Source organism: Vibrio sp. V42_P2S4T144, from assembly GCF_009904715.1.
In the GTDB taxonomy this organism is placed as follows: domain Bacteria; phylum Pseudomonadota; class Gammaproteobacteria; order Enterobacterales; family Vibrionaceae; genus Vibrio; species Vibrio alginolyticus.
Window position 1 is genome coordinate 1 of the sequence record NZ_WXWS01000488.1, and the last position, 8,944, is coordinate 8,944.

Consider the following 8,944-nt stretch of genomic DNA (forward strand, 5'->3'; position numbering starts at 1 on the left):
ATAGATAACATCTATACGTCAGACCCCAACAGTGATGTAGATCTATGAAATGCGCATAATTTCAATCAAATGAGATTACAGATTTGTGATTTATAAATGAAATTGTGCAAAATACCCCTCGTTCTTAGAGGGGAAAGAAAATGGACAAATCTCTGCAGCAATTTTTACTGGTTGCACGCTGCCAAAGCATCAGCGCTGCGGCAAGAATGGCAGGGTTAAGCCAGCCAACGGTAACAAGCAATTTAAAGAAGCTGGAAGAGAATCTCGGCGTGACGCTGTTTGAACGTCATCCTAATGGCATGGTGTTGACCGAATACGGACGCATCCTCTATCGCCATAGCAACGCGATGCAGCATGAATACAACCAAATGATGCAAAGCATTGATGAACGGAAACAGTATCAAGTCGGAAAAATTAAAATGGGTACTGGCGATGCGTGGTGGCCGCTGTTCGTCAAAAAAGCACTCAATGAACATCTGAGCAAGCAGCCATCGGCATCTACGCACGTCGAATTTGGCAACCACTTAGGCTTGATGGATTCATTAATCAGCGAACAGATTGAATTCTTCATCGGCCACGAGATTGTCGGCTTGTCGTCTAAATGTGATGTTACGTTTATTCCGCTATTTCAAACGGTTGATGCCTATTTTGTTTCCCCAAACCACCCACTTCTAGGGAAAACCGTCACCGAAGATATGCTGCACGAATACCCCGCTCTTTCGGTCACTTATGACGCGAAGAAATTCGCTCACGTCATCGATAACCCAATCCCGAAGCAAAATGAACGCGAAAGGCAGCAACTGGATGACAGACCGACTTACGAAGTGGATTCTCTGCTCGCCAGTATTGATGTACTGAAAGAAAGCGTCGCGGTGATGTCTTATACCGGCCACCTCAAACCGTATTTGGAATCCTTTGGCTTACGATGCTTAACCATGGAAAACGAACCAAACCCTGGCACCGTCGGGATTTATCGCCACCGCCGAGAAACCTCTGAATCGCATCTAGATCTGATTGCTAGCATCACTCAGCGCGCTAAATTGCTCAACTAGAAAGTCCAAAAACAGGCGAACTCTTTTCGGTTGATATTGGCGGCTTTGATAAATGACATGTAGATCCGCTTCAGCGCCTTGCGAAAAGGCGCTGAAGTTTTTCATATACCCATCCAAAACCGTTACTAAACGTTGTTTTTTGAGGTCTTGCTGAATATCTAAAATCGATTTCAATGCAATCCCCGCACCGTCCAACGCCCATTGTCGAATCACTTCACCATCATCAGAAAATCGCTTTGGCGTGACCGTGATCGATTGGTGAGACTCTTCATCTTTAAAGTGCCACGTTTTTAATTCTTCATTGCTGCGCACCATGGCTAAGCAGCGATGATCCGCGAGATCTTGTGGACAGTTTGGGACACCTTGCTTCGACAAATAGTCAGGTGATGCGCACAGCACGCGTTGACTCGACGCCAGCCTGCGCGAAATGAGATTGCTGTCCGCTAACTCGCCATAACGAATCACCAAATCGAGCCCCGATTCAGCCAAGTTCGATAAATTGTCATTAAGATAAAGATAAGGCGTCACATCCGGATATTGCTCAGAAAAAGCCGACACCATCGGCGAAATAATTTGTTTGCCAATATCTCGTGGAGCTGAAATTTTCAACGTTCCGCGCACTTGCGAAATACCCGTTTGCAGCAAGTTTTCCGTCTCTTTCACGCTATCAATGATGTTCAGACAAGCTTGATGGTACATTGCCCCTGCGTCCGTGAGTGATACGTGGCGTGTGCTTCGGTTGAGCAGCTTTACGCCATAGCGTTCTTCTATCGCTTGCAGCCTTGCCGTTACCGTCGCCGGAGACAAACCTAACTCCCTTCCCGCCGCTGCCAGACCTTGATGTTTAACGATGCTGACAAACAACGTCATATCCGAAAACTTATCCACCTTCGCGCCCTTATTATTTGGAAAAACTGAATAATCAATTCAGATATAACCCAATTATCAAATTAAGTCGAATCCATATACTGACCCTATCGACATTGTTTAGACCCAGAACGTTATGTGACAGGGCAAAGTTAAACGCCGTAACGCTGTTCAACGCACAACAACACGCCCTGCCCAGCCAAGAGATAGGAAACAAAAATGAAACTGTACATTTATGAACATTGCCCCTTTAGCGCACGCGTCCGTTTTGTTGCAGGCATGCTGAATATTCAGCTCGATGTCATCAACATTGCTTATGACGACGAGAGCACCACCACAAACCTCATCGGCGCAAAACAAGTTCCTCTTTTGATCAAAGACGATGGTGAAGCCATGGCGGAAAGCTTAGACATCATCAACTACTTCCTTGAATTGGCATCTTCCAATGAAAGCAGCCAACCCTCAGCACCGGTTTTAGACTGGCAAAAACAAGCGTTTTTACCGCTACAAAAAGTCGGGTATCCGCGTTGGTCAAACATGACGTTACCGGAATTTGCAACAGAAACCGCTAAACAAGCATGGCGTGCAAAAAAAGAAACCGAAGCGTTAAATTTTGAAGCCTTGATTAACGATACACCTGCGATTGCGAAAGAAGTCGCCGCTTTGATAGAACAAACCAAACCCTTGCTCAACCTAAGTTCAGAAAAGCAAACGTCACTGGTTGATCAGGCCATTATGTTCTCCATTCTACGCGGTTTTTTCAGTGCGCCCGAAGTGCAATGGGATCCAGCCGTACTTCACTGGATGGCAACCGCTCGTAAAGCGACCAACGTGCCAGTACTTATCTGAGGAGCGCAACATGAAACAAAGAACAAATAAGCTGTTTGAACCAGCTCAACTGAAAGCGTTGTCACTACAAAACCGTATTGTCATGGCACCAATGACTCGCGCACGCACCACTCAGCCGGGCAACATCCCGAATGAGATGATGGCAACGTATTATCAACAGCGCGCTTCTGCCGGGCTGATCATTTCCGAAGCCACGCAAATTTCGGACGATTCTCAAGGCTATTCGTTCACCCCTGGCGTTTACACCGATGCGCAAGTGGCGGGCTGGCAGGGTGTGACCCAAGCGGTCAAATCACAAGGCTCAGCGATGTTTTGTCAGCTATGGCATGTGGGCAGAGTGTCTCACCCAACATTCCAAAATGGTGAACAGCCTATCGCACCATCTGCGCTCGCTCCGGTAGAGACGCAAGTTTGGATTGCAGATGAACAAGGCAACGGCAATATGGTCGATTGTGTTGAGCCTCGCGCCATGACACAAGCGGATATCAACCGAGTTGTCGGTGATTTCGCGAACGCAGCCAAACGCGCCATTGAATCGGGTTTTGATGGTGTAGAAATCCACGGCGGGAATGGGTATCTGATCGATCAGTTCTTAAGAACCAACTCAAACCATCGAATAGACAACTACGGCGGTTCACGAGAAAATCGTATCCGTTTTCTTATCGAAGTAGTGGATGCAGTTATCGCCGCTATTGGTGCGCATCGAGTTGGGGTGAGATTGGCACCATTCATTACGTTTAAAGATATGGACTGCCCAGATATCGTGCAAACGATCCTAGAGGCATCAAAACAGCTACAGGAGCGCGACATTGCCTACTTGCACTTGTCCGAGGCCGATTGGGCCGATGCACCAACGATTCCCGAGACGTTTCGAATCGAACTTAGAAAGCGCTTTCGCAACGCTATCATTGTCGCAGGTCGCTACGATCCTCAACGAGCAAACGAAGTGTTAGAGAAAGGCTACGCGGATCTTGTCGCATTCGGACGACCATTCGTAGCAAACCCAGACTTGGTCTCTCGATTGCAACATCACCATCCGTTGGCAGAACTCGATGGCTCAACGTTGTTTGGCGGAAACGAACGAGGCTACACCGATTACCCTGCTCTGCAACAGGAATGCGCAGAACAGGCCTAACAAAAAAAGCCCCAACCTAGCTGCTACGGTTGGGGCTGTCACCAAACTAAAATTGGTTTTAGCTAGCTTAATCTGGCTAAGAGTTAAATCACTTCTAACGCGCCGCAGCGCCAAGGTTCAATAACGACTTTGATGTGGTCATTTGGCGTCATTAACTGTCTAAACGCATCTTCCACACCATCGATTCCCACTTTGGCGGTGAGCATTTTCTGCCAAGGCAACGTGTGTTCGGCAATCGCTTGTAGGCATTGCTCAAACTCGTGCGGTTGGTAGTAGTAAGAGAATCTCAAATCGAGCTCTTTTACCGTCGCGTACGCGTAGTTAATGATTGCGGGTGTAGTATGGATACCCGAGATGACGATTCGCGCTCGGGCAGGGGCGCGGCGCAGAAAATCGTCAATCAAAGTATGCTTGCCAACACACTCGTAAATGACCAGACGTGAGTTCATCGCGTACTGTTCACCAACGGCGATCTCGTCTTCCCTGGTCGGGTTGATCAATCGATTTGCGCCAAACTCACTAGCAAGTTGCAGTTTCTCTTCCTGAAGATCGACCGCAAGAATATTGCTCACGCCACGTTGTTTCAGTGCAGCAATCACCGCCAGCCCTATAGGGCCGCAACCGACAACCAGCGCGGTTTCTTCCGTTTCGATTTCACTGCGATTGACCGCGTGCAAACCGACTGCCAGTGGTTCGGTCAATGCCGCCGCCTCAGACGGCATTCCGTCTGGGACAGGTAGCAATAACGCTTCATCAAGCAGGAAGTACTCAGAGTAAGCACCATAAGTACCTGGAGTGACACCAACGCCCGCGCCATTTTGACTGAGCAACATCGGCACTGAGGTGACTCGGCGACCAACAGCCAACGTCTGCTGAGTGTCAGCACCGTATTCGACAATTTCCGCACAGAACTCGTGCCCTAACATCACTTGAGCGTGCTCACCGGCTTCATCAGGCATCAACCCGAGCTGGTGGAATACATCAAATACCTCATCCGCGTGTCGAGTAATGTGAAGGTCGGAGCCACAAATACCGCAAGCTAGACTACGAACCAACACTTGTCCCGCTGCGGGTTTGGGGATTCCGACTTGCTTCAGGCGGACACTACCATCCTGCATTATGATACTGTTCATCTGTTGCATGGGGTTACTCCGCTAGCTCATCGCTGAGACCAGCAATCGCACCCGGTTTGATGTAGCGCGCGGTGAAGCCTTGTGCTTTCGCTGTTGCAATAACAACTTGCTCAATCCAACCTGCATCCATGATGTTGATGAAGTTACCTTCTTCGTCAAAGTTAATGTTTGCACCAGTGATCACCATAAAACCATCTGCACCACCCGACTCTTCTGGACAGTGAAAGGTATGAATCGAACCACCTGGCTCATATAAGTAGCTACCAGCGGTTTGGACTTGGTCTGGATACTCGATGTAGTGCCACGCGCCACTCAGTGTGTAGAAGTGCACCACACCAGTGTGGAAGTGCTTAGGTAGAGTCACGCCCGGTTTGAACTTGGCGCGAATCACCCACGTACCGTTTTCTGGATCAAGAAACAATGGGTAAACATCCACACCCGGTAGCGCGTCTTTGATGAGCGACTCCTCATTGGTATTAAGAGTTAATAGGAAATCTTGATGCTGAATAACTTCTGGTAATGACATAACTTACATCCTCGCTATTGCTGTAATGTGGCGTGCTCGCCTATCCCATGAGTGGGTACTTAAAATTCTCGAAGCCGTCAGATGCACTGACGGTACAGCCGTTGATACAGTTGGCTTTCTCGCTGACCAGAAACGCCACCACATCAGCAATCTCTTCTGGTTGTGTGAAGTTTTGACGCATCTGTTCTTTGCGGATGTGGTCCCACAGGCCAATCTCTTCGTATTGCCTTAACATCGGAGTATCAACGCGTCCCGGAGCGACAGCGCAAACACGAATACCCAATGGTGCGAGTTCTAATGCGGCGCATTTGGTCATCATATCGACTGCGGCTTTACTGACGTTGTAGGTAAAGGTCATCTCAGACGCCATTCGTGCGTAAACAGAAGAAGTATTGAGGATCACGCCCGGCGTGTCTTGCGCTTGGAATTGTCTTCCAGAGGCAAGAATGCCGTAGTAAACGCCATTTTGGTTGACCTTAGAGATCGGCTCAAAATCGGCAATTGGGTCGTGGTCAAGCAGAGGTTTCGGTGCACCGATGCCCGCGTTGTTGACCATGATGTCAAGCGAGCCAAACTGTTCAACCGCGCACTTCACCATAGCTTCAACTTGTTGGTAATCGGTGACGTCCGCGACAAAGGTTCCCAACTGCTTTGGGTCAAAACTTGTGTACATTTGCAATGATTGTTCTGAAATATCGACAGCAAGCACTTTGGCTCCTTGCTCTCTCAGCTTTGCAATGATGGCTTGGCCAATTCCACCAGCTGCCCCAGTCACAATGGCAGTTTTATTGATAAGTTCCATACTGCTTCTCATCCATGCGTTGTTGTTATCGAAATGTAACTTAGATCAACTCACTGGCACTCACTTGACCTTTTACGAAGTAAATTTGATATATTGCGATTTACAACCTGTTAACATTTTAAAATCGAGACATGTATATCGTACGAAGTGGCGCTGCTGATAAATTTGATAGCTTGGTTTCAGAATTAGGTCAGAATCCGCAAGAGATAATGGCCGCTGTTGGCCTGTCTGCGGCGCAGTTTCGCAATCCCGATACGTATCTCGCCTACCCTAGGCTGGCTGAATTGCTGGGGGAAGCGGCTGCTCGTTGTCAGCAACCGCTGTTTGGCGTGTTGCTCTCCGAGCGTCAAAACCTACAGAGCTTGGGAGACTTGCCAATGCTGGTTTCCCGGGCGCAAACGGTCGGTGAAGCCTTGGCGCGGGTGAATGATTTTCTCTATCTGCATTCGTCAGGGGTCACTCTCAACATGACGCCACAAGATGATTGGGTACGGTTGTCGCTCAATATTGATGTGCACAGCGAACGAGGTATCGCACAGCTGATGCAGCTCAGTGTGTCGCATCTGGCGATGTTTATTGCCAGTCTGCTTGATATTGAAGCAAGTCACTTCTCTTTACACCTCACCCAACACGCGAGCTTCGAGACAGAACAGAGTGAATTTGCCCAGCAGAGCAAACTGCGTTTCGGTGATAAGTTTGACGGTATCCTACTTAAAGCGACTCTGCTTAACGCTAAGAACCACCAAGATGAAGACGCCCTAGAGCGCCATTTTCAACAGCACCTCAAAGAGCTGCAAACCCGTTACCCCAACAATCTCAGTGACCAAGCAGCAAACATGATTGGCCGTCTGCTCTCAACCGGAGAATGCAGCGTTGAGCGCGTTGCAAGAGCATTGGACCTGCATCCGAGAATGCTGCAAAACAAGCTGAAACAACAGGGCACAAATTATCGGCAGCTTTTACAACAAGTGCGTCAGGATTTCGCCGAACAGCGATTGCATGAGAATATTCAGAGTATTACCGATATCGCGTTGCAACTGGGCTATGCAGAAACTGCGGTCTTCAGCCGCCACTTTCGCCGTTGGACGGGGAAATCGCCGAGACAATGGCGACAAGAAAAAACTCAGTTACAAACGTTTAAGCCCATCAGATAAAAGCATAAATAACCTATCGCTCAGACCAAAAAGTGTGAGGTGGGAGGGTTGGTATCGAGAATTTCAGCAATCACAGATAACCCGTGTTTGATGTAGCCTCGGTTTGTTTCTGCTCCCAAACTGATTCGCACGTAAGGCATTGGCTGATTTGTATCGAGAACAAACGGTTTATATCCCGTAATCTGCACCCCTGAACGCTTTGCCGAAGCAACCAGGTCATCGCTATTCCACTGCTCGGGTAGTCTCAACCAAATGTGCTGTCCATTCGGGTGCGAGCTATAAACATGCCCTTCTAAAGCGGCTTTTGCTATTCGTTGTCGCTTAGCAAACTCATTGACTTGAAAGCGAATAAGTCGATTTAACGTACCGTTCTCGATCCACAAATGAGCAACTTCAAATGGTAATGGAGTCGCAGACCAACTCGTTGCGGCTAAACGACCAATCGCGTGCTGCAAAAAATGACGTGGGACCGTCAGATAGCCAGTGCGCATGCCTGGCGCTACAACTTTGGTTAAACTGGTTACATAGAAAGCTTGTTCGGGTAACAATGTGGCAAGGGGTGGGACACGGTTAGGTTCTAGTGCTCCATACACGTCATCTTCAATGACATAGATGTCGTATTGCTGCGCAATATTCGCTATCGCCTCTCGGCGTGCAAGATCCATATGCGCACTAGTCGGGTTAGCCATGCTAGGTGTGCAACACAATACCTTGATTGGTTTGTGTTTACATGCCCATTCAAATGCATCCGGCGTTATACCAAACTCATCCATTTCAAGTGGTTGCAACTTAAATCCAAGCATTCTCGAGCGAGAGATCAAGCCATGATCAACCAAGTGACCACAAGCAACTAAATCACCGTGTTCAACAACTGTGCTTAAAGCCAACGTTAAACCATGGCATGCACCATTTGTGAGTAATATTTGATCGGCACCCACATCCAGCCCTTGGCTACTTAGAAATCGTGCTCCTGACTCAATATGATGAGGCTGACCTGTTACCGGCTTTGCTTTACTGATCAAACCACGATTGTTTGTTTGCCCAGCAATCTCCATTAACGCCTGATTAAAAAGCGTAATGTGGCGATCGGTCACCACTGGATGTGCAATCGACATATCAATTTCATCCGGCGTTTCTTTCATCTCTTGTGTCAGCATGAACTCCGTGTCCGTACTTTCATCCACAAAACCTGATTTGACAAAAGTACCATTCCCAACCCAAGACTCGATCGCCCCTTTTTTCTCTGCATAACCATATGCATGGCTCACCGTTTGTACGCTGACGCCAATTTGTTCTGCAAACTCACGATGTGTGGGTAATCGAGTACCCGGTTTTAGATAACCACTGCGGACACATTCGACAAGATAGTTACCAATGGAGATGTATTTAGCGGTGCCTGGCCGAATGATCGGGTTCAAAGAAATTG

Annotated in this window: 9 protein-coding genes; 4 read left to right on the forward strand and 5 right to left on the reverse strand. The window is 48.2% G+C overall.

Annotation, left to right across the window (positions count from 1 at the left end):
* The first annotated feature begins 140 nt into the window (after window positions 1-140).
* Entirely contained in the window at window positions 141-1,052 is a 912-nt protein-coding gene (locus CAG68_RS16140; protein WP_161441363.1) for a LysR family transcriptional regulator, read from the forward strand.
* Here the strand turns inward: CAG68_RS16140 and CAG68_RS16145 are convergent.
* On the reverse strand, window positions 1,005-1,940 hold the full coding sequence (locus CAG68_RS16145; RefSeq protein WP_053304585.1) for a LysR family transcriptional regulator: 936 nt from the start codon (window positions 1,938-1,940) through the stop codon (window positions 1,005-1,007). The two genes, CAG68_RS16140 and CAG68_RS16145, sit on opposite strands and share 48 nt — an antisense overlap.
* A gap of 198 nt (window positions 1,941-2,138) precedes the next feature.
* On the opposite strand from CAG68_RS16145, the gene grxB reads away from it, so the two are divergent.
* Both grxB and CAG68_RS16155 read left to right on the forward strand, forming a co-directional pair.
* Complete coding sequence (gene grxB / locus CAG68_RS16150) at window positions 2,139-2,768, forward strand: glutaredoxin 2 (protein ID WP_137282799.1); 630 nt, start codon at window positions 2,139-2,141, stop codon at window positions 2,766-2,768.
* Window positions 2,769-2,778: 10 nt separating this feature from the next.
* The gene (locus CAG68_RS16155) at window positions 2,779-3,903 is read left to right on the forward strand and encodes an alkene reductase (RefSeq protein WP_161441364.1); all 1,125 of its coding nucleotides are present in this window, start codon (window positions 2,779-2,781) and stop codon (window positions 3,901-3,903) included.
* An 83-nt stretch (window positions 3,904-3,986) separates the two neighbouring features.
* Here the strand turns inward: CAG68_RS16155 and CAG68_RS16160 are convergent, their stop codons facing one another.
* Genes CAG68_RS16160 through CAG68_RS16170 form a run of 3 tightly spaced genes read right to left on the reverse strand, consistent with a single transcriptional unit; the run spans window position 3,987 to window position 6,364 of the window.
* Window positions 3,987-5,045, reverse strand: coding sequence for a zinc-binding dehydrogenase (locus tag CAG68_RS16160; protein ID WP_161441365.1), 1,059 nt, complete (start codon window positions 5,043-5,045; stop codon window positions 3,987-3,989).
* Between the two features lie 4 nt (window positions 5,046-5,049).
* Window positions 5,050-5,562, reverse strand: a complete 513-nt coding sequence (locus CAG68_RS16165) for a 2,4'-dihydroxyacetophenone dioxygenase family protein (RefSeq protein WP_054729339.1) — start codon at window positions 5,560-5,562, stop codon at window positions 5,050-5,052.
* Window positions 5,563-5,602: 40 nt separating this feature from the next.
* Window positions 5,603-6,364, reverse strand: a complete 762-nt coding sequence (locus CAG68_RS16170) for an SDR family NAD(P)-dependent oxidoreductase (RefSeq protein WP_054729341.1) — start codon at window positions 6,362-6,364, stop codon at window positions 5,603-5,605.
* Window positions 6,365-6,495: 131 nt separating this feature from the next.
* Between CAG68_RS16170 and CAG68_RS16175 the strand changes: the two genes are divergently transcribed.
* Window positions 6,496-7,518, forward strand: coding sequence for a helix-turn-helix domain-containing protein (locus CAG68_RS16175; protein WP_161441366.1), 1,023 nt, complete (start codon window positions 6,496-6,498; stop codon window positions 7,516-7,518).
* A 20-nt stretch (window positions 7,519-7,538) separates the two neighbouring features.
* Here CAG68_RS16175 and ehuR read toward each other — a convergent pair.
* On the reverse strand, window positions 7,539-8,944 hold a 1,406-nt coding region (ehuR, locus tag CAG68_RS16180; RefSeq protein ID WP_237667887.1), incomplete at its 5' end, for a MocR-like ectoine utilization transcription factor EhuR.